The organism is Lysinibacillus sp. HST-98 (genome assembly GCF_016757845.1).
In the GTDB taxonomy this organism is placed as follows: domain Bacteria; phylum Bacillota; class Bacilli; order Bacillales_A; family Planococcaceae; genus Lysinibacillus; species Lysinibacillus capsici.
Map to the genome: position 1 here is coordinate 75,844 of NZ_JAENHX010000013.1, position 22,355 is coordinate 98,198.

The following is a 22,355-nucleotide window of genomic DNA, read 5'->3' on the forward strand; positions in this document are numbered from 1 at the left end:
TATTAAAAAAAGGATGATAATTATGTTAAAAACAGTACGTTTAATGCTCATGATTTTGATCATAACCATATTAACGGCATGCAACAACAATAATCAGGAAACAACCGAAAAACCTGAAAACAAAAAGGTTGAAGAATCCCAGAAGACGAACGAAGATTCAATGGACAGCAACCCGATTGAAAATAGTAAAAAAATTAGAGAAATAACGCCTGAATTAGTGAAAGATATTAAAAAGATTTTGATAGACGATGCAAGCAAGCTATGGCCATCGTTTAATAATGATGATAAGCAAATATTATTATTAAATCCTTCAAATAAAATGGCCTATTTGATTAACAACCAGAAGACCGATATTGGAACTAAAGACGAGGTGATTGAATACAGTACGGATTCCATTAAGGATACACAATTGTTAGTCACCCCCTTCCAATTAACAACATTTAACGATCATCCTACCTATGCATTTAACCTTGATTTTGCGTCAGACTTGTATTCTGACGCAGGTGAGAAAACATACGAACGTGTGTTTAAGTTTATTGTGCATGAAGGGATTCATATTCTACTACAGTCTGGAAATTCTGTGGAAGGACTTGGTACAAGAGCTGAAACATATCCTGAAGATACTGACAGTAGATATTACCGAAATGAAATGTACCAGTACCTGAAGGAGGCTATTGGCAAGGACAAAGATGAAAAAATAAATCAGCTTCAAAAAGCAGTATATTTTTATGAATTATATCTAAATAGCAACCAAAAGAATAAGCAGCAGGATGGCTTCGATAACATTGAAGGAATGGCTACCTATCTAGACGCAAAAGCATATCAGATGATTAAACATCCAGACGCAACTACAGAAGAAATAAATGAGTTGACTGCACAAAGTATCATAGATAACTTTATTCCAGCTGATCAAGAGCAAGAAAAAGTACTCTTAATGAAGGGTCAAGAATTTTATGATATTGGAGCTTTAGCAATTGCATCTGCAGTTGACTTGAACCTTAATGACAAAACAATATTAACAGCTTCTCCTTTAGGATTATTAAATTCTCAATTCGGTAGCAAAAAAGCTGAAGGTCATCAAAATATTAAAAAAGCTAACGCTGATTATTACAATTCTTATAATAGTAAGCTAAAATCTTATATAGATGATATAGCATCCAAACAAAAGGATGACAAATATGTAGCAGTCAGAATCCCTGTGACAATCCAAAACTCTTCAGTTATGTATGAGGATATGATTGTAGAATATCAGTATAAAGAGATTCCGGCAGAAATACAGACAGCGACTAGAGAAATTCTCCTTCCAGATACTCGAATTAAACTTAATAAAATGAAATCTATTTTCATAGAAGCTCCTATGGAAGGTTTGGAAGGTTTGGAAAATCTAGAGAAGATGAATCCAACAATGATAATGGGTTACACGATTGTATTTATTCCTAAAAAAGATATCGAGTTCTCTCAGGATAAACTACTTACGATTCAAAGAGATGATTTATTAATTTTTGATGCCAAGTATGTAGAAAAAGACGGAGAGTATCAACTATTGGTGAACTAACGTATCCATATATTTAGCAGGCATCCTTCTTCGTACGGTAAATAAATCTACTATGAAGATGCCTGCTTTATCCCGTATTAACGGGTAGTAATTTATTTGTAGTGAAACCGAAGCGTCAGGTACAAGACTCAGACCTCAATATTCAGCGATGCAAAGAAATTAGCTGGGAGTATTTACTGTTCGTAAAAGCCGATTAGTGAAGATTACTAATGAGAGAGGGTTAAGTAATCTCCACTGATTATAGTTACACTTTATTGATTGAGGAGATAATTAATGAAGCGAACGATTTTAATTATAGAAGATGAAATAAAAATTGCTAATATAATAGCTGACTATTTTACCATGAACGAATACAAAATCCTAATTGCGACGGATGGTAAGGTTGGTCTGCAAATGTTTGAAGAAGAATCAGTCGATTTAATTATTCTTGACATCATGCTACCAGAGATCGATGGATTCTCCGTGTGCAGAAGAATTAGAAAAAAATCAGACATTCCTATCATCATGCTGACAGCACGTTCAGAAGTAGAAGATCAGTTGATGGGCTATGAATTTAAAGTGGACGATTATATGACTAAGCCGTTTAATCCTGAGATTCTAGTAGCTAAATCTAAAGTTCTTCTCGATAGAATCTATACTGTTAAAAAAGAAGAAAAAGATAAAGAAACCTTGACACTAAAAGGAGTCACGATTAACAAACTTACACGTGAAGTATGGATAGATAACACGTCCATTGAATTAGAGCCAAAACAATTTGATCTTTTACTATATTTGATGGAAAACAAGCATATTGTCTTGTCAAGAGATCAAATATTAAATGAAGTATGGGGATATGATTATTTCGGAAGTGCAAGAGTAGTTGATGCGCAAGTCAAAAAACTTAGAAAAAACCTACAGCATAAAGCCTACTTAATTAAAACCGTATTTGGTTTAGGCTATAAATTTGAGGTGGAATAATGCGAAAAAGAGGAATTGCCTATAAGCTTTTTTTATTTCATATCTTATTATTTACCTCTATATTTATAATCCAAATCGTCTTTCAATCGATTTATTTCGAACCGTATTATATCCATAAGAAGAAACAAAATATGGAAGAGTTTGCTCGAACAATTCAATCAAAGATGAATAATCATGAGCCAACTGACGCTATTAACCAGTACATTTCCGAAATATCAGAGAGTAATAATGCTATCATTTCGGTTATCGATGATCAACTTCAGCCTCATTACGGATCGTCACTAAACAATAACTACACACAATTTGTGGTCAAAACGAAGGACAACAAGAAGTATAATATCATAGATGATTTACTAGCCATCGACTATAAAGAAATAAATGAAGAAGACATCATAACCATAGACGGGCTTTTATTGGATGATAAGGAATCCTTAGTTCTCCCGAATAAAATCAAAATTGGTACCCAAGTCTTAGTGCCACCCGAGATATCCTCGATATTTTTTGAAAGATTCACTATAGATGATAATGACATAATAAATCAGCAGCCTAAGCCTATTGCAATTGAAGGAAAAGTGATTTCGAAACCAACTGAAAGTAAATCCTTCATAGCACAAAAAAATGTCCTCATTCAAGAAATGCTTGTCATGATGAATAGAAAAGAAGAACGAGTATCTCCAAATCAAATATATACGGTACGGGATACACAGACAGACATTAATAATTTAGTGTTAACTGAAAATGTGGGAGGAACAGATTTAGTAATATTCGCTGTCACTTCACTTCAATCTGTGGATGAGGTTATTGGAAATTTAAATCAGTACTATATTATTTTATTTGTTTTCACAATGATAATTGTTATTTTAATAGCAATTATTTTTTCAAAGACATTATCCAAGCCTCTAGTTAAAATGAGCACTATCGCGAATCAGATTGCAAATCAAAATTTCAGCGAAAAATATCCTGTCCATTCCAAAGACGAGCTAGGGCAAATGGGCGAAGCATTGAACAAAATTTCTACAAACCTAGAACAGAAAATTAGGGAATTAGTCCATGCCAATGAAAAACTTGCACAAGATTATGAATTACAGTTGAAGTTGAAGAAAAAAGAAAAAGAGTTTGTTGCTAATATATCTCACGAATTAAAGACCCCTTTAACTGTAATAAACGGATATATTAAAGGTATAAAAAATGGGATTTACGACCAAAATGACTTAAAATTTTGTGATGTTATTTTGGATGAAGTTGACCGAATGACAGAAATGGTGCAAGAAATGCTTGATATTTCGAGACTGGAGTCACCTACATATCAGCTTATTGAGAGCACTTTTGACTTATGGCATACCTTCTTAAAGGTGTTCGATAAATTCAAAGTAATGGCTGACGAAAAAGAATTGCAGATTCTGTTTGAAATTGATGACGAAGCTTTTGTAAGTGGGGATATAAAAAGAATTGAACAAGTCATCACCAACTTATTTATAAATGCTGTAAAATATACACCAAAACAAAACTGTATCAACATCAAAATTATTTATCTAGAGAGTTTAAACAAATATATGTTCAAAATTGAAAATGAGAATACATTCATTCCTTATAAAGAAATGGAACTAATATGGAATCCATTTTACAGAGTAGAAAAATCAAGAAGCAAAGAATTTGGGGGTTCAGGCTTAGGTTTAGCTATTGTAAAACAAATACTGGAACGTCATCATAGTAGCTTTGGCGTAAATAACACTAAAAATGGTGTCGAATTTTACTTTGACTTGAAAGCGGTTAGTACAGATTACCTGGACTACTAATCACCAGCTGTTTTCCTCTATGTCTGTTGAATGAAGATAAATAAAAGGGGATGCTCTAAAAGCCATTTGTGAACTTTTGGAATATCCCCTCTAAACATTTGTCACGCGATTGTAAATGTCGAAATAACAATGTACATTTTTGCTAGTCTGAGCTTCTACACTTTCATTGATTAACTACTTTCCTATACAAGTGCGTGAATAATTATAACTAGACACGTGGCCACTACTCGCACGATTCGATAGCCTAGAACCCAGCTATATCAAGGGCTTACTAACCGGCCAAGGATATTATGTTCGACTCTCCCTGTAAAGTTGTAATATATATAAATCAAAATGTACTTGGGGAACTGACCCCAACCAATAGGTAAAGATAAATAAAAAAAGCATCTTCAATTGAAATTCGGGTATAGATACTTAAATTACAATTTGGAGGTGTTTTTTCTATAGGAACAAGAGTGAGTTATCCCTATAAAGGTAAAATGAAAGCGATTGAGATGCGGTTAGTGGGTGTACCTGTCAAACAGATTCTATTGGAATTAAATATACGCCATTAAAACACAGGTCGAAACATGGGTGTGTTGGTATAGAAATGGCGAAGTCAATCGTTTGAAACAACCTGTAGGCAAACAATATATCTTTAATAAAGGTCCTGAACCGGACAATGAACAAATGACATTAGCATTGGAAAACCGTTATTTAAAGCAACAAATGGAGGTGCTAAAAAAGTACGCAGAATTGGAGAGGAAGTGGTTGGAGTGACAACAGCTAAATATTTGTTGAAAAAATCTGAACCTGTACATTAATAAGATATCAAGAGGGAGGGAAAATTAAAAAAGCATTCTGTAATTTTGAAAAAAATGTGACAGTATAGTTAGATATAGAACAGAAAGCTTTTTATTATAAAACTATTTATTATATATTAATTCTTTTAAGTGTGATTTAACTTGTAATATGTATATTTTCCCACATTATTTTATTGATTTAGTACAATAATTGAGGGGATTTTGTATAATTCACCATTGACCTAGATGCCTTATTTAAAATGCAAAGTGAACCTTAAAAATTTAAATTAGATTAATTAATTAATGACTCTGAGTATGTTGTGGACTTCCAGAAAAATTCGTTACTGTATCAGGGGTGATTCCTGCAGTACCTTTATTATTAAGCTATTATACAAAATGTTTGAACAGGCTAAATAGTTGTGGAATTACATGGTACTGGATTAAGGATGAGATTACTTGCTTTTATAGAAGGGCGGGAGGAATAAAAGACATACTTTATATAACTAGATGAATTAAAATGCTTTATCATTAAATGATTAGCTAGTTTAAAAGGTGGTTAATGCTTTATTATATTATTATTCTAATATGCTTTTTTAAAAAAGAAAGGTGTTTCAAAATACGGGAGGTTTAGATTTATGTCAATTAAAAAGAAAATTTACTTAGGGTTTGGTAGTATTATTTTATTTTTACTAGTTAGTTCTGCCATTGCATTTGTCCAATTAAGTAGTGTTGATAACAAATATACATTTACTATAGAAGACAGAGTCTATAAACTTTTACAAGTCGATGCTATATTAAACGCATCTTCTTTACAAGGTCTTTACATTCGTTCTTACATACTTGATCCAAGTGAAGAAACAATTAAAAACCTGCAAGAACAGGAAGAACTAATCGAAGATAAAACTGCAGAACTAGAAAAAATAATAAAAAATCCTGAAATGCAAAAACAACTTCAAAGTATAAAAGAAAATCAAGAAAAATTTAATCAGGGTGTGCAAGATATTATCAATACATATAACAAGGAAGATGTTCAAGCTTCTATTGAAAAAATACCGGTATTGGTGCGCCCTGCAAACGAAGGTATTCAACTTGCAGTGAACAAAATTTCTGTTTATCAAAAGGAGCTGATGGAAAAGGCGAACACAGAAGCAACTAAAATTGCAAATAATAGTTCACTAATCATTTTAGGTATTGCTATCGTAACCACAATTCTTGCTCTTCTCATTTCAGTATTTATTACTCGTTTAATTACTGTACCTATTAATAAACTAAATGCTACTGCAAAAGTTATTGCTGAGGGTGATTTAAGCGGAGAAGATATAAATGTGAAAACAAACGATGAAATTGGAGTATTAGCTGATTCATTTAATGAAATGAAAAGGAAATTACATTCAATTATTAATAATGTTGCTGCAAATGTAGAGCAAACAACGGCCGCTGCTGAACAATTAGCAGCCAGTACAGATCAAGTAGCTATCTCATCCAATGAAGTAGCCAATCGAATAGGGGTAACATCAGAGGGTGCTAATCAATCCGCTATGACGGGACGAGAAAGTGCGACGGCAATGGATGAAACTGCCCATGGGATACAACGAATCGCAGAAGCAACACAGCTACTTAACTCAAAGGCATTAGACACACAAGTGATTGCAAATGAGGGCGGAAAAACATTACAGACCGCTGAAAACCAAATGGCTGTTATTCAACAATCTTCTCATGAGACAAATGAGCGCATTAAACAGTTAAGTGCACAATCAATAGAGATAGAAAAAATTATAAAAGTTATTACTGATATTACGGAGCAAACAAATCTCCTTGCCCTTAATGCAGCTATCGAAGCGGCACGTGCTGGTGAGCATGGAAAAGGTTTTGCAGTCGTTGCTGATGAAGTTCGGAAGCTTGCAGAAGAATCAAAAGCTTCTGCTCATCAAATTGTTGACCTAACAACATCTATTCAACAAGAAACAAATGCAGTTGAAAAGGCAGTGAGTGTCACTGTGCAAAATGTCGAAGAAGGTGTTACCTTTATCCAAAATGCCCAAGTATCATTTGATACTATTATGAAGGCCATTCAAGAAATTACTTCTCAAATTGAAGAGGTTTCTGCTTCCACTGAAGAAATTTCGGCAAGTACTGAAGAAGTTGCCGCTTCAGTAAGTGAAATGGCTTCTACTGCAACTACTGCCGCAGAACAATCCGAAATGATTGCTGCAGCCGTAGAAGAACAAACAGCAACGATTCAAGAAATCAATGCTGTAGCTAAATCGTTAAGTGATGGTGCAATGACAGTGCAAGAAGAAATTAATAAATTTAAAATATAATTAAAGGATTAAATCCAACATTAGTTGCTTTATGAAAAAATCATCCTTTTCTATTAAAAAGAAATCCTCATTTCCATTTAAAGGAGATGAGGATTTTCTGCCTGTTTAAAATAGAGAATATACCTTAAATGAAATGGCTTAATGAGCAATCCCTTAATGTTTACTAGTATCCAGGAAGAAAATGGTTATATATTAGCTTTTGATGAGAATTTAGTGTTGCAACTCCACCCTTCTAAAATAGGTGGAGCTCCTACCGATGAACTTAACAGAAGAATCAAGATAAACCAAACAGTAGAAATATTATCTTTTTTATAGATACCACGGAAATACAAAGTAAAGTTATGTACGACATTACAAAACATGCAGAAAAAATATCATCCGATGGAATTGAAATAGTTCACCAATTACAAAAATCAAATACGGATTCATTAGCAGCATACCAAGAAGTCAGTCATGAAATGAAAAATTTAAATAGTAAAATAAATCAAATTAATCAGGTAATGGAAACAATCGCAGAACAGACAAATTTACTAGCTTTAAATGCGAGTATTGAAGCAGTAAGAGCAGGTGAGTATGGTATAGGATTTTTAGTTGTTGCCGATGAAATAAGGAAACTAGCGGAACAATCAAAAATGCTACTCATCAAGTACAAGGAGTCGATTTATCCATTGTTTCAGAAACTACTAAAACAGTTGAAACTGTAGAAGTAACAATGGAGACTACTAAAAAGTTAAATGATGATGTCGTTCTAACACAAAGCAAATTCAATCAGATGTCTGATTCTGTTAAACAAATAGTAGAATCGATATTAGCAATAAATAAAGAAATGGACGTTATGACATCCTATAATAAGTTGATTAGTGAAGGAATCGAAAGTGCGTCCAGTGTATCAGAACAGACGGCTGCTTCAGTACAGGAAATTGCATCTTCCATAGATGAGCACATTAAAGCAATTGCTGATGTTGCTAATCCTGCTGAAACACTGACGGAATTAAATCGTGATTTAATTTCTTTAATGCACAAATATACCTTATAACATGATAGCGATGGTATGACATGCTCTAAAACTACTTCAAAAGATAACCAGTTTACAAATTAGATATAAAAAAATGCATCGAATCAAATGTTTCGATGCATTTAATCTATTTAGTAAGTTGACTCTTCGGATTGACTCAATATAGCCCTTTAATGAAAAATAGGCATCTCTTTATTAAAGAAATGCGCACGTTTGCGGTGTAGTTAGGCGTATATTCACTAAAACGTTAAGTATTGTACTAACGTATTAATTCCTGCAAACTTTACAGACATAATTATAAGTATAACGATAATACTTAATACTACCCCAGTAGCCTTTTTACCGGAATTAGCCATGTTATCACCATCTCTTAAATTATATTTCTTCGTCAAACGATAAATTTACTAGCTCGTCCAGCAGTTCATCATGCACATCTAAATTAGTTGTTGGAATATTTTTATTTACTTCTTCAAAAGTGAATTGATCTGCCCATATAGTTCCTTGTCCACACAGCATGATACCAAACGAAATAACAGCACTTTGGGTGGGAACATCTAAAATAATGGAGTAATGGTTCCACTTTGTTGTGCCTTTAATGGGGCGATTACTCATATTATCAAATTGAAGAACATCTTCTGTTGTGTTGTCTACTCGCATCCACATCCCAGCGTAAGTATCGACCTCTTCCGTACGGATGAAACAAGAGAGTCGAATACGTTTTCCAACAAATTGATTAGCCTTAAGTTCATAAGACTTATTTAATTCATATTTAGAAAAAATTAACGCCATTTTGATTTATCCATTTTCAAAATGGCGTTTTTGCATTCGCTCCATAAAGGATGAAAGAATTTAGTAAACCAATCTTTATTGTAAAGCTGCAATTAATGGATATTTGTAGGCAATTTAAACTTTAAGAACAATGTATAAGTGCTACGAAATCGGTTCAAACAGTAATTGGCAGATTTGACGAATCCATATGGTATTTATAAAGATAAAGAGAAAACGTGATGGATTGAAATTCTATGGGTACATCGACGTTCATTAAATACAATATTTTTAATTACCAATAGTATCCGCTTATGAAGAGTAAATGGTATTGACTGACAATAGGTTATCATCAGACCAAATAGCGGCAATTGCAGAAAGAGAATGTACTCATAAAATCGGTCATGCAGTTGGCTTGATTCAGAAACAAAGAGTTCTGCATTCGTTTTATGTAATTAAAAGTATCTTTTGTTGGTGTTTAGTAAATACGGATTCATTAATGGCTAAAGCAAATTTATTCAGTTGTGAGGAGGTTATTATTGTTGTTATTTCACTGTATTTTTAGTGAAATATTAGGATGTATTTTACCTTATTTTATAAGTTTGAGCTTATAGTTTTTATTTATTATAACTTTATAATACTGTTTTATTACTATTTATATTGTATCTATCATTGATGTATTCTTTGTTTAAGATTTGTAAACGTTATTTAATGAATTGTAAAATTGCTTATTTTCTATTGAAAAGTAACATTTTTTTGAGTTATTATATCACTTAACTAAGAGGTTTGTTTATCTTAGTTTACTAAAAAAGGAGGGTTAACATGATTAAAAAATTCAGTTGGTTTTTGATGCTACTTTCTACACTTCTTATTGTTTCGGCCTGTGGAGAGTCAGCGGCAAGTAAAGATGAGGCTTCAAAATTAATTGTTTATACTAACCAAGTATCGGGAGATCGAGAGGCTGTATTTAAAGAGCTAGTCGAAAAACAAAATTTTGAGTTCGAAGTTGAATTTGTGCAAGCTGGAGGCGGAGATATGAGAGATCGCCTAATTGCAGAGAAGAACAAGCCACTTGCTGATGTAGTTTTAGGTGGGTCACCATTAGAATATTTAGCGCTTGTTGAAAAAGGTATTTTAGCTACACATAAGCCTAGCTGGTCTAGTAGTGTGGATCCAAGCTTAGCAAGCTCAGAGCAATTTTATTGGCCGTGGGCAATTGACACAATTCACTTTGCTTACAATAAAAATGCGCTTGGTGGCGCTAATCAGCCTCCTATACCTAAAGAGTGGGCTGATTTAACGGCACCTGAATATAAAGATAAGTTTTATCTTTTTGGAGTAGCTGGTACAACGGGTACGGTAGCATTTTCATCAATGCTAGTTGACCATCAGGATAAAAACGGTGAGCTTGGAGTATCTGATGAAGGTTGGAAGTTAATCAAAGGTTTATATGAAAACGCTGTTCGACCAGAGCCTAAGGACTGGCAGGAGGCACTTAAAAGTGATTTAGCAGGAGGTACTCTTTGGGGAGGAGGGATGCTTGCAGCAGCTCGCGACCGTGATATTCCATTGGCAGCTATGACACCTGCAGCTGGGACACCTTTCTTACCAGCATTAATTGGTATAGTTGATTCGAAAGACGAGGCACGCATCGCCAATGCAAAAGAGTTTGTTGATTGGTGGGGATCTAAGGAAGTTCAAGTAGTTTGGGGTGAAAAAACAGGTCAAGCACCAGCAAATGTGGAAGCATTAAATGAAATTGGGGGAGAAGTTAAAAATTTATTGGAACAATCGAAAGTACAAGAGCTAGACTGGGATTATATTTATAAAAACATTGATTCTTGGCGAGAAAAAATACTACTAGAATATGCAAAATAAAGGATTGTCGTATGTGCGAGCAATCTCGCACATACAAATTTCTTTTCATTGTGGAGGCTATTTTAATGATTGAATTAAAGGGTATCGAAATTGCTTATAAAAATTTCATAGCTATGAAGAAATTGAGTTTTAACATCAAAGAAGGTGAGTTTTTCACTTTGCTCGGCCCATCAGGCTGTGGAAAAACAAGTTTATTAAGAACTATCACGGGCTTTGTCCAGCCTTCAAAAGGTCAAATCATAGTTGATGGCAAAGACGTTACTATGTTACCAGTGGAGAAACGGGGGATTAGTATCGTATTTCAATCATATGCCATTTTTCCAACAATGAACGTTTTTGAAAATATTGCTTTTGGACTTCGTGTAAAAAAAATATCAAAAGAGGAGATAAAAGAACGTGTTTTAGAGACAGCAAAAATGGTGGATTTAAGCGAAGAACAACTTCAACGAAATGCATCAGAATTATCTGGTGGACAGCAACAGCGCGTGGCAATTGCAAGAGCGCTTGTTCTAAAGCCCAAAATCTTGTGTTTAGATGAACCTCTTTCTAATTTAGATGCTAGATTGCGTCAACAACTACGCCTAGAATTAAAGGAGTTACAAAGAAAATTCGGTATTACAACACTCTATGTTACGCATGATCAAGAAGAAGCATTGACGATGTCTGATCGAATCGCTGTTTTTAACAATGGTAATCTTGAACAAATTGGAACACCAAAAGAGGTTTTTAATAATCCTAGCACAGCCTTTGTCGCTAATTTTATTGGTGAAATTAATGAATTTTCTAAAGAGGAGTTTCAGTTGCTATTTCCTTATATCGAATGGCCAAATCATGCAAGTAGATGTTTTATTCGATTAAATCACGTATATACACAGTTTCGAAAAGATGCGATTGCTGTTCAGGCTAAAGTTTATAAATCAGATTATTTCGGTTTATATCAGCAATATAAGTTCAAAGTAACTGGCGAAAAAGTAATACGTAATGTAGAAACTATTGCAACGTGGGACGTGGGAAATGAGATTACTTTGTATGTCTGTAAGGATGATTTTATATATATCTAGGAGAAAGGAGTGTCAAAATGCAAGCTTTTAGCATTCGTTTTAATAAGGTTAAGATTCTTAATATCCTTATTTATTTGTTTATATTTTGGTTTGTGATAGCTTTTCTTTTTTACCCAAATATCCAAATGGTTTTTTCAACCTTTAAAACAGAATCTGGCTTTTCCTTAGATATTATAAATAAGCTATTAGAATCTCCAATAGCTATGAATAGCTTAAAAAATAGCTTTATTTTAGCGGTTTCTTTAGCCATTACAACCAATATTGTAGGTATTTTCATTGTTTTAGTAACAGAATATTTTGAAATTAAAGGTTCAAAGATTTTAAAAATAGGTTATATGACGACCTTTATCTATGGCGGCATTATTTTAGTATCAGGCTATTTAATGATTTATGGAGAAAATGGTATCATTACTAGCTTTTTTATGAGGTTCTTTCCTAATTTAGATCCAACATGGTTTGAAGGATTTTGGGCTGTCTTATTTGTGATGACAGTTTCGACTACTACTCAGCATATGATGTTTTTAAGCAGTGCAGTCAAGTCTATAGATAACTTTACTGTTGAGGCAGCTAAGCAAATGGGGGCATCCCCATTTTATACCATAAGAAGAGTTGTGTTGCCTATCGTAATGCCTACAGTATTTGCTATTACGATTCTACAATTTTTAGGAGGTTTAAGTGCTTTTGCTGCACCTTTAATGCTTGGCGGTAGAGATTTTCAAACCATTGCTCCACTTATTTTACAGCTTAATAAAATTCCTGCGTCTCAGGGATTAGCCCTGATTCTCTCTTTAATTTTAGGATTAGCAGCCGTGACATTATTAGTCTTTTTCACACGTTTGGAAAAGGGTGGTACCTACTTCTCTATATCAAAAACAAAAGCGGGCTATGTTAAGCAAAAAATTCAAAATAAATTTTTAAATATTATAGTTCATATTGCAGCGTATATATTGTTTTTAGTTTATATTTTCCCCGTAGTTTTAATCGTTATTTTTTCTTTTACAGATGCAGAGGCTATTCACAACGTACAGTTTTCTCTATCATCCTTTACATTAGATAATTATAGAATGGTATTTAGCGATTTTGAAAAAATTATACCTTTCCTTAATAGTGTGGAGTTTTCAATTATAGCCGCTATTTGTGTAACGATCATTGTTCTCATTGGTATTTCACTAAGTAGAAAATACAATAACTGGCTTACAAATATTATTGAGTATGCTTTTTTAATTCCTTGGATGCTTCCATCTACATTAATTGCCATCGGCTTATTAATTACTTATGCTACACCACAGCTTATTATTGGGAACCAAGTCCTGATAGGTAGCAATGTATTACTAATTTTGGCATATATCATAATTTTAATACCATTAACTTCTAGGTTACTAAGAGCTGCTTATCAAACAGTAGATAATGATTTTGAAAATGCAGCAAAATCACTTGGGGCAAGTAGTTTTTACACGTTTAGAAGAGTAGTGCTACCTATATTATTGCCTACAATATTAGCACTATTGGTACTTAACTTTAACTCATTGCTATCAGACTACAATTTAGCAGCCTTTTTGTCGCATCCTTTAAAAGAACCTTTGGGCTTGTTGATTCAAAGAAATACAATGAGTGAAGCAGTTGGAGATACTCAAGCACTTGTTTATGTATATTCAACACTATTAATGGCCATTGCTGCTGTTACAGTTTCAATTGTCTATGGCTGGTTATTGAAAGATAAAAAGTAAAGAAAAGAGGGAAAATAACATGTTATATAATTCATTATTGAAGAAACTATTAGAAAGTAACGATCGACTCATTGCATGTCATCAGGGATCAGCAGGTGGAAATATCGTATATAACAGCTATAATTCGATGCGTAATGCTATTCGGCAGGGGGCCCATATTATAGAATTTGATATTTGTCGCTCTAAAGATGGCATCTTCCATATTTTTCACGAATTCGAGGAGCCTATTCGTTTAAAGGAGCAGAGAAATTTTCGAACGTTAACTACAGAAGAAATTAAACAATTGCCTATTTACAACATGAATATGCAAAAAGTTACACCACCACCTACTTTAAATGATTTTATGAATCTAATGAAGCAGCACTCAAATACATTATTGCACTTCGACCATGCTCAAAAATGGGATGAAGATCTACTTCAATTTCTAGATAAATTTGAAGATCAGCGAGAAATGATTATTATCAAAACAGATGTAGATGCTATAGACTATTTAGAGATGCTCGCTAACCATCCTGTTAAATATATGGTAATGCCGAAAGTTTGGAGTCAGGCTGACTTTGATACGATTATGCAATACAAAGATCGAATCAATATTGCTGGTTTTGAAATGATTTTTACAGACCCTAATGAGGATTATGTATCAATCGAAACATTAAACGCTTTAAGAGAAAGCGGTTATCATACGATGATTAATGCAATTGTGCTTTGGAACGACCAACAAACATTATGTGGTGGATTTGATGATGATATCTCCTTACTCGAAGATCCCAATTTAGGATGGGGAAGACTACTTGAAATGGAATTTGATGTTATTCAAACGGATTGGCCACTACCCCTTAAAGTATATTTTGAAGAAAAAGGAGTTAAGTTAAACTATGATATCTGAGTCACCTAGCGTAATGAGCCGCTATGAATTCGTATTTACATTAATTGAAGATTTGAAAAGAGTATTACATGATATAAGTATTGAAGATATTGAACAAAAAGAGCATGAAAAGGACTTAGTCACTAATGTTGATAAAGAAGTAAATAACTTTATTATTGATGCCATTAGTAATTTATACGATGATACGATCATTGGTGAGGAAAACTCTAAAAAGGGTAATAATAAAAATGTATGGTATATCGATCCTATTGATGGCACAACTAATTTTTTATATCGAAAAAGAGACTATGCCATTTCAATTGCGTTTGAAGGTGATAAGGAGAAATTTGGATTTGTATATGATGTCAAAGATGATGTTTTATACCATGCAGAAATTTCTAGTGGGGCTTTTATTGACAATAAACCATTTAAACGACCTGAAACACCGGCATACGGTATACTGCATATTACACCAAATTATTTAAAAGAGGAAAAATATGAGAAATATGCTGAGCTCTTTCAAGGACTTCGTTATTTAGAGGTATGTTCCATTGAAATTATTCGTGTAGCCATTGGAGAGGCGAGTAGTTTTTATCGGAAAAGTCAAAATGAGTGGGACTATAAAGCAGCTGTGATTTTCGCTAAGATGGTCGGTGTGCCTGTAGTGATAACGGAAAACAATACGGTGCATGTAGGAACACCCTTTGATGCTTAGGAGCTTTTATGAAAATAACGAAAAGACATGTTATTCAATATTTTTTAGGAATCAGCTTGGCTGCTATAGGCATTACCATTATGATACAAACGAATATAGGCTCAGCTGCTTGGGATGCGCTGTTTGTACATTTTTCTCAAGTTACTAATTTGAGTGTAGGACAAGCAAGACTTATCATTGAGCTGTCGCTAATTCCTATAATTTTACTAATTAAATTCCAATATAAAGTGTTGCTTTCGATTTTTGCATCACTAATTATTAGTATATCAGTCGATATATTTACCTTAATCGTTGTAAATCTCAATATTTTATTATTCTTTGAAAAACATTATTTATTGCTTTGGTTACTCTGGTTTATTGGGTTAAATGGTGTAGCAGCGGGTGTTGCTTTCATAGTAAAATCCATGTTATTTGCTGTACCAGTAGATGCTTTAATGATTGCTATTATGAGTAGATTTAATATAGCTAGTATTACATTAGCAAAAACTATTGTTGAAAGTATTGCATTTCTTTTTGCATTGTTACTATTCGTTATGGGTAACCTTGAGCATGGTGACTTAGGTTTTGGTGCAATTGGGATAGGCACGATAGCTTCTTTTGTCCTTATAGGACCGTTAATAGGGCTATATACGAAATTAATTACAAGACAGAACCATAATTAACTCTACTTGTTCTATGATATAATAATGTTGACTGATATTGTGGAGGAAAGAGGTTTGAGAAATGGTAAGGTTGGAAGATGTAGCAAAAAAAGCAGGTATTTCTAAAACAACCGTATCTCGAGTTTTAAATGGTGATGAAACGATTACTGTAACTGATCAAACTAGGAAGAAAATTATGGATGCAGTAAATGAGTTAGGCTACAAGCCGTTGAGACGTAAAAAAGTGAAAGTTAAAAGTTATAATGTAGCTATGATTCATAATGATGAAGCATTTAAAAGTACTGTTGATCGAGCTTATTATTTTTCTGTACGGAATGGCATTGAAAAAATAGCTATAAAAAAGAAAATAAATATTGTTAGTGTACCATTAGAATATTTAACTACAATACAAGCCTCTTTTGATGGTGCCATTATTCTAGGAAACCTAAGTACCGAGGACTATGAGAAAATAAGGAAATATATTCAACCAACAAATGTAGTCGTTGTAGGTATACAAAATCCCTTTCCTGACGAATACGATCAAGTATCCTTTAATACAGCTAATGCAATAGAAAAGGTAATAGATTATTTGCATAGCTTAGGTCATGAGTTAATTGGTTGTCTAGGTGCAGAGGAGGCTGAAGGTATAAGATCTGAAGACTCTAGAAAAGTTCAGTTTATTAAAAAAATGAAATCCCATAATCAATATAAAAAGCAATGGATTATATTTGGAGACAAAGGCATTAGCGGAGGACATGAATTAGCCGAAAAATTGTTAGAGCAAAGTAGTTTGCCTACTGCTGTTTTTGTTGCTAACGACCCCACTGCTATAGGTGTTATGCAAGCTTTACAAGATAGGGGTATGAAGATACCAGAAGATATCTCAGTAATAGGATTTAATGGAGATTACACTACAGAATATACCTATCCGCCTCTAACTACTTTGAAAATTAATACGAATGAGATGGGACAAGAAGCTGTTTTTATGTTGCTAGAAAGAATGAAGGATTATCGCACAATAGCAAAAAAGGTAGAGTTAGCTACTAATGTTATTGAACGACAAAGTTGCAAAGATTTTTCGGAAGTTAACGAGTAGTCTTCATAAAGTATATGTTATCAGAAATTACAAAGTAGCACTTGTCAAGGTAGAATTTATTTCGAACAGTATAGCAAGCTACTTTTTATTAAGTTAAAACGAGCTGGAGTGTTGATTTAACAACATTTCAGCTCGTTATTTTTTTGGGGTAGGAGTGGTCATCTTATATCATTGTTCATCTAATTCAATAACCGTAGTAGTTAGCGCAACCTAAGTCAAGATTCTGGACACATTAAAGTTAAGCTTTTGTTTTGTGGCAACCACTATTTATGGAGTATTCCACATCCCGAGTAGCCAGTCAAAGTGAAAAGAGCCTTTGACAGATTACTCGGGATGTAGAGCGAGAAATTCCATGAAGGTTGCGCCCAAAATATAAAGGGGAAGATTGCATGAACCCCAAAGTATTAAGCCACAGCTCGCCAAATACTTTCGCATTCATCAAGCTTTAGAAAGCCTATGGCACTGTGATTAGTTTCCGATTGTACCAACTTTCAATGTATCTAAATAGCGATACTTTAGCTGTTTCATAATTTTTAACGCACGTTCGATAGACTTCTTCTTTTTTCTATGTCGGCTGAAAAGACTCGATACAAGCGTTATTGTATGGGCAACCTTTACGGCTGAACGACGGAATCATTTCGTGTTTTTTTAGTTTTTCTTGAAATGTTTCACTCGTATTTTGTGTACCTAAATCAGTATGGAAGATCAAGGCTGGGGTTGGATTTTGTGCTTGTACAGCGTAATCCACTTCCTCAACGACAAATCTACGGTCATTTTTCGTCCCAATTATACCCTATAATTTTCTTCGTATGTAAATCAAGAACCGACCCCAAGGAGCACCATCCATCGCAGTTTTATGGATATACGTATTGGCTATCCATTTTTCATTAATCGTTGTTGTATGGAAATCTTGTTCGAGTACATTTTTACGTTATTTCACGGACTTTTGTGTTGGCGTCGGACGGTACTTTTTTGGGATGTTCGAGCTACATAAGAGTTTAATCAAACTGTTGTGGAGCTTTATCACTCTTGTACAACGGTCAGTCAACTGTCTAGCGAATATGGTGTTTCTGAAGTAACTATTTATTCACAAAACGGGTGTTTTTTGTGGTTTAACGGTGATATATCAATGCTTGTTATAATTATAATATTGAGAGGGGGAACTAGGGGAAAGCATGTAACCCAAATCATTAGATTTTCCAAATCAATTTAAAGTGACAATTTTATCCATAAGATTAGATGGTGTACCTCATCTTTTTTGAATGAATGTGCATAAACTTTATAAATCCTCTCTGAAATATCGCCAACTAAATCAGCAACTGTAGATATCGAAAATTATTAGATAATTGTCATTGTCATGAAAGTGTGCCTTAAGTAGTGATGTGTAAAATGAGTTATGTTTGGGGGGAGGTAGGGAAGAAGAAAGTGGTTAGTCGAAAGAAATTGAACAAGAAAAATTTGCAAGTTAATTAGTGAATTTGGATAATTTTTAAAATTATTCTTCTGAGGTTATATTTTTCAACCTAAATGAAATAACAGTCTGATCTGAAATCAATTTATACTTATGAGAAATTAGCTTTATTTTAGCTAGTTACTAAATTAATACTCATAACTAAATAAATTTAAAATTTTGCTTAACACGCCGCCAAGTATTAGTAACATTATTTTTTATCCCCAACGAGCCCCAACTGTGTGCATAATTTTGCGTTACTATGCATTGTAAAGAAAAATGAAAAACCCCAAAAGCTGCATATAACAGGCTTTTAGGGGCTTTGTAGGGTACATATTACAAAATAAAAAAATTAGTCCGTGAAACATAAAGATGATAAGTAACCTAACATTAATAAAAGACCAATACCCATTGCGATGCTCATGCTTTGTACCTCCTTTAAAAAAACGACACATTATTCATAAATATTGTACAATGAATTATAGAAATATGAAACCTTTTAATGGCGAGAACGTATATAATAATAGGAGAATTACCAATTTGTACATAAAGAGTAGGTGACAATAAATGAAAACGTGGGTTAAGAAAAGTATAGTCATCATGGTTGCGTTTTTAACATTTGGTTTAATAACGCCTACACATGAGATTTGGGAAGCATTTGATCAAAATCCTTCGAACCGTGCATCCATCGGCCCTTCATCAGGGACAAGCACTGCTTTAGCTGCTGAGCATGATGATAGCAGTGACGAGCAGCTACAGATACAAGAGGAAGCGATTGATTATAATGCCTTACTTGTGGATGCGGCTAGAGAACAATCGTACATAAAATTTGGCACAAAAATTGGTCCAAAAATTAGCAATGAATTCGACAGCATCATCTTCCCGAAAATGGAGGAAGCCATCGCAATGACAGTGGCTAATCTTGATGATCAAACTGCTGCATCTTTAACCATCTCTGAAAGGCCAAGTGGTAATTACGGTGAGAAAATTTTCAATGTCATCAATAATGAAACAGGCACAGATTTAATTCGTTTCCATGTGCGTACAGAAAAAAGACCGCAGGAAGGCTACTACTACAACTTCCATTACCACAGTGTCGAGGATAACTTCATGGCACATAACAACCTTGGCGATATCTATTGGGAAAAAAACACACCACCTAAGTGGTTGTCATGATAATTATAAAACACTCGTTTACATGACGAGTGTTTTTTTGTGCGATAACATTGATATATCAGCGTTTGTAAAAAGTCATTTAGTTATAACTCCGCTGATGGATGCCCTTTTAAAAGATTTGCGCCAAGAGTATTTCGATCTCAAAAGACAGCTTGTTCAGAAAAAGATACGGGTCATAGGATGGACTAATGTAGATGAATATTTAAGTGATGTACAAATAGCAACTGCTGGCAATGATCTCTTGCTTCGATATGCCAATCAAGCACTACGACTCAAGTAGTCATATTAATGAGAAGATTTAATCATTCTGAGAAACTAAATCGTTTGAAGAAATAAATAATTTCTAAAGAGCCGTTTCGATAGAAAGGGGGAGGTCTTTCATGGGAGTATGTGAACTTAAGCTAACGGGTGCTTTCCTTCAATATGAACAGAACTTGTGTGTAGGATTGATTACCCGATATGCAAGTCCCTTTGTTATGCTTTCACAGCCTCTCCCGTAAATCTACATATGGCTTTATAGCACCATTTAGTCAAACATATAAAAGAAAGGTGACTTTTATAGTCACCTTTTCACTTATATAGCAATTTATTTATTGAATATTTGCTCATAACGGTGGAAGAATGCCACTGCGTGCGCTCTTGTGAGAGAATCATTTGGTTTAAACTCTGCATCCGTTTTAGTAGTTGTTAAGTCGAATTCACGTAGAAACTGGATGGCTTCTGGTTGAGATACTGTTTTTCCATAATGCATAGATGCTAGGATACGAGCAAAATTACCACGTGTGATGTCTTTGGCTGCATATACCTGTTTAGACGCTGAATTACCACCAAGCGTTGGTAGAGCATACTTACTCGCTAGTTGATAGTTTACATCTGCACTCCATGAAGAACTAGGTTTTGTTGAAGCTAATTCCTCTGCCTTAAAGTACCGGAAAAGTACAGATAACATCTGATTTTCTGTTAAATTTGTGTTTGGTTTCAGTAAGTTTTCGTATTTCTTTGTGGCAGGGTTGTATACGTTTTGATAACCGCTGATAAGCCCTTTGTTGACTGCCCATTGAAAATCCTCTGCCCAGTACTGGTCTGCCTTATAATCAGCGAACTTTGATATATCTATACTACCTACTGGAGTTGTAGGTGTTGGCGTTGAAGCTGAGTAGTTTAAATAACTTGATGCTACATACCCCTCTGTCCCATCATTTCTTTTCACAGGATACCAAACAAAATGGTTTTTCTTCGTTGATACTGCTTCATATTCAAAAGGGTCCGTAATGGTAACAATTTCGCCTTTACGTAAAGTACCCATAGAAGGACTATCCGTCGTAGGTCTTGTTCTAACTGTTACATTAGTTGTTGCACTAACTTTTTGATTTGTTTTAAAAAAGTACTTTGATTTTGTTAATGGTAAATCAAAATCATAGTTCATCGCTGAAAATTTAATATTTTCCTTGCTGTTAGAGTCATATTGAAAATGTTCGCGTGTAAAAGGCAGCTCTGATAAGTCTATTAATTCTAATTTCTCGATAATTTGGAGAATTCTTTCTTGATAGGCATTTGCATTTCTTTCACCAGTTGCTTGGACAAAAGGACTATTTACTGGCTTAGTACCGTTATAAGCCATGATAGCGAAGTACCAATGTTCTAATACATCTTTTTCCGCTCCGTTGATGCTAGGCAAATCCTTCCTCTTAAACATATCATCCAGAGTCTCAACACCAGCTCGAATATTATAAACAATATCGCTTTTTAGTCTATCCTGATTGTAGCCAGCTTGATTTGTAATTTGCATAATGCCAATTCCATTATCAGCTGTCACAATCGCTTTACCATTCCTATCGAAATGACGCCAATTTCCACTTTCACCTTCCGCTATTGCCTTCACAATTTCAGGAGGAACATTATAACTCAGCGCTGTTTCGGTTAACAAACAGTTCATTGTGGAATAATCAGGGTTGACCTTCGATGCCGAATCATACTTACATGTTTTTGCAATATCATTAGCTAATACATTTTCATCTATATTTATAGTTAGAGAGAGGGCACCAATGACAATACCACTAATCAAGGGTTTCAATATCTTTTTCATCTCTGGTTATTACACTTCCTTTCATATTTTCCCAAGTTAAAAGACTCAGATATATGTTATCATAAACCCAATATTTGGGATAGGGGTAATATTCAATGTTTCTTTCATTTAACAGGGCTGAATGATAAATGATAGCCCTAACATATATTGATTCGGTGAAAGGGTTGGAAATAGTGATACTATTTTAGTGAACAAATTCTGTTTCATTTGGAGTAAGTGTATCATATGGCTTGGTATCAGTAAGTGCAGCCCAAACTGCTTCTGCTGGTTATCATATTCATGCAGATTATAATAGATGGAATCGTCAGCTGTTTTTGGTGTATAGAGGGTAACAAATTATAAAGAAGAAAAATACAATGTTACAGGAAAATTTTTATCAACAACTTATAAAAACTATCCATGGGCTGATAGTACATATGAGAATACTAAAAAATAAAAAGATTCAAAAGAAATGTGGTTAATACCATCA

Annotated in this window: 16 protein-coding genes and 1 pseudogene; 15 read left to right on the top strand and 2 right to left on the bottom strand. The window is 34.0% G+C overall.

All coding sequences use genetic code 11. The features are described from left to right. The first annotated feature begins 22 nt into the window (after nucleotides 1-22). The 7 genes from JIN86_RS21665 (at nucleotide 23) to JIN86_RS21695 (ending at nucleotide 8,447) form a co-directional block, all read left to right on the top strand. On the top strand, nucleotides 23-1,555 hold the full coding sequence (locus JIN86_RS21665) for a hypothetical protein (RefSeq protein ID WP_202342844.1): 1,533 nt from the start codon (nucleotides 23-25) through the stop codon (nucleotides 1,553-1,555). 273 nt (nucleotides 1,556-1,828) lie between these two features. Next, a complete protein-coding gene (locus JIN86_RS21670; RefSeq protein ID WP_202342845.1) occupies nucleotides 1,829-2,512 on the top strand; it encodes a response regulator transcription factor in 684 nt (227 codons plus the stop codon). A 131-nt stretch (nucleotides 2,513-2,643) separates the two neighbouring features. After that, nucleotides 2,644-4,308, top strand: a complete 1,665-nt coding sequence (locus JIN86_RS21675) for a sensor histidine kinase (protein WP_202342846.1) — start codon at nucleotides 2,644-2,646, stop codon at nucleotides 4,306-4,308. 573 nt (nucleotides 4,309-4,881) lie between these two features. Beyond that, nucleotides 4,882-5,067, top strand: coding sequence for a hypothetical protein (locus tag JIN86_RS21680; protein WP_202342847.1), 186 nt, complete (start codon nucleotides 4,882-4,884; stop codon nucleotides 5,065-5,067). Between the two features lie 658 nt (nucleotides 5,068-5,725). Next, complete coding sequence (locus JIN86_RS21685; RefSeq protein WP_202342848.1) at nucleotides 5,726-7,411, top strand: methyl-accepting chemotaxis protein; 1,686 nt, start codon at nucleotides 5,726-5,728, stop codon at nucleotides 7,409-7,411. Between the two features lie 341 nt (nucleotides 7,412-7,752). After that, nucleotides 7,753-8,115 (top strand): methyl-accepting chemotaxis protein, encoded by a 363-nt coding sequence (locus tag JIN86_RS23890; RefSeq protein ID WP_202342849.1) that lies wholly within the window; start codon nucleotides 7,753-7,755, stop codon nucleotides 8,113-8,115. A 68-nt stretch (nucleotides 8,116-8,183) separates the two neighbouring features. After that, nucleotides 8,184-8,447 carry a hypothetical protein gene (locus tag JIN86_RS21695; protein WP_202342850.1) on the top strand — a complete coding sequence of 88 codons (264 nt, stop codon included), beginning with the start codon at nucleotides 8,184-8,186 and terminating at the stop codon, nucleotides 8,445-8,447. A gap of 354 nt (nucleotides 8,448-8,801) precedes the next feature. On the opposite strand, the pseudogene JIN86_RS21700 reads toward JIN86_RS21695, so the two are convergent. Then, nucleotides 8,802-9,158 (bottom strand): annotated as a pseudogene (locus JIN86_RS21700) (AraC family transcriptional regulator); the annotation flags it as partial. An 855-nt stretch (nucleotides 9,159-10,013) separates the two neighbouring features. Here JIN86_RS21700 and JIN86_RS21705 point away from each other — a divergent pair. The 8 genes from JIN86_RS21705 (at nucleotide 10,014) to JIN86_RS21745 (ending at nucleotide 19,800) form a co-directional block, all read left to right on the top strand. Next, nucleotides 10,014-11,069: an extracellular solute-binding protein gene (locus JIN86_RS21705; RefSeq protein WP_202342851.1), complete on the top strand. Its 1,056-nt coding sequence runs from the start codon at nucleotides 10,014-10,016 to the stop codon at nucleotides 11,067-11,069. Nucleotides 11,070-11,134: 65 nt separating this feature from the next. Continuing rightward, on the top strand, nucleotides 11,135-12,130 hold the full coding sequence (locus tag JIN86_RS21710) for an ABC transporter ATP-binding protein (RefSeq protein WP_202342852.1): 996 nt from the start codon (nucleotides 11,135-11,137) through the stop codon (nucleotides 12,128-12,130). A 17-nt stretch (nucleotides 12,131-12,147) separates the two neighbouring features. Next, a complete protein-coding gene (locus JIN86_RS21715; protein ID WP_202342853.1) occupies nucleotides 12,148-13,857 on the top strand; it encodes an ABC transporter permease in 1,710 nt (569 codons plus the stop codon). A gap of 19 nt (nucleotides 13,858-13,876) precedes the next feature. After that, nucleotides 13,877-14,743: a glycerophosphodiester phosphodiesterase family protein gene (locus tag JIN86_RS21720; protein ID WP_202342854.1), complete on the top strand. Its 867-nt coding sequence runs from the start codon at nucleotides 13,877-13,879 to the stop codon at nucleotides 14,741-14,743. Continuing rightward, complete coding sequence (locus JIN86_RS21725; protein ID WP_202342855.1) at nucleotides 14,733-15,437, top strand: inositol monophosphatase family protein; 705 nt, start codon at nucleotides 14,733-14,735, stop codon at nucleotides 15,435-15,437. Before JIN86_RS21720 ends, JIN86_RS21725 begins: the two co-directional genes overlap by 11 nt. 8 nt (nucleotides 15,438-15,445) lie before the next feature. Then, nucleotides 15,446-16,099: a DUF6198 family protein gene (locus JIN86_RS21730; RefSeq protein WP_202342856.1), complete on the top strand. Its 654-nt coding sequence runs from the start codon at nucleotides 15,446-15,448 to the stop codon at nucleotides 16,097-16,099. 61 nt (nucleotides 16,100-16,160) lie between these two features. Then, entirely contained in the window at nucleotides 16,161-17,174 is a 1,014-nt protein-coding gene (locus JIN86_RS21735) for a LacI family DNA-binding transcriptional regulator (protein ID WP_202342857.1), read from the top strand. A 2,017-nt stretch (nucleotides 17,175-19,191) separates the two neighbouring features. Beyond that, the gene (locus JIN86_RS21745) at nucleotides 19,192-19,800 is read left to right on the top strand and encodes a YpjP family protein (RefSeq protein WP_036080766.1); all 609 of its coding nucleotides are present in this window, start codon (nucleotides 19,192-19,194) and stop codon (nucleotides 19,798-19,800) included. A 586-nt stretch (nucleotides 19,801-20,386) separates the two neighbouring features. Here JIN86_RS21745 and JIN86_RS21750 read toward each other — a convergent pair. Then, nucleotides 20,387-21,886 (bottom strand): SH3 domain-containing protein, encoded by a 1,500-nt coding sequence (locus JIN86_RS21750; protein ID WP_202342859.1) that lies wholly within the window; start codon nucleotides 21,884-21,886, stop codon nucleotides 20,387-20,389. Between the last annotated feature and the right edge of the window lie 469 nt (nucleotides 21,887-22,355).